We start from the raw sequence: 687 nt of genomic DNA on the forward strand, positions 1-687 counted from the left end.
AACCGGCGGTGGGACAATGCCAGGCGGGGAGTTTGACTGGGGCGGTCGCCTCCGAAAGGGTATCGGAGGCGCCCAAAGGTTCCCTCAGAATGGACGGAAACCATTCGAAGAGTGCAAAGGCAGAAGGGAGCTTGACTGCGACACCGACGGGTGGAGCAGGTACGAAAGTAGGGCTTAGTGATCCGGTGGTATTAAGTGGGAATGCCATCGCTCAACGGATAAAAGCTACCCTGGGGATAACAGGCTTATCACTCCCAAGAGTTCACATCGACGGAGTGGTTTGGCACCTCGATGTCGGCTCATCGCATCCTGGGGCTGTAGTAGGTCCCAAGGGTTGGGCTGTTCGCCCATTAAAGCGGTACGCGAGCTGGGTTCAGAACGTCGTGAGACAGTTCGGTCCCTATCCGGCGTGGGCGTAGGATATCTGAGAGGAGCTGTCCTTAGTACGAGAGGACCGGGATGGACGGACCGCTGGTGGACCGGTTGGCTTGCCAAAGCCATGGCCGGGTAGCCAAGTCCGGAAGGGATAAACGCTGAAGGCATCTAAGCGTGAAGCCCCCCTCAAGATGAGATATCCCATTCTTAGTGAAGTAAACCCCCTTGAAGACGACGAGGTAGATAGGGCAGAGGTGGAAGTGTGGTAACACATGGAGCTGACTGTTACTAATCGGGTGAGGGCTTGACCAA

Annotated in this window: 1 rRNA gene; it reads left to right on the forward strand. The window is 56.3% G+C overall.

Annotation, left to right across the window (positions count from 1 at the left end):
- Positions 1-687 (forward strand): 23S ribosomal RNA (locus tag GPK58_RS12505); the annotation flags it as partial.

The organism is Blautia sp. MCC270, from assembly GCF_018785605.1.
In the GTDB taxonomy this organism is placed as follows: Bacteria; Bacillota; Clostridia; order Lachnospirales; family Lachnospiraceae; genus Blautia_A; species Blautia_A fusiformis.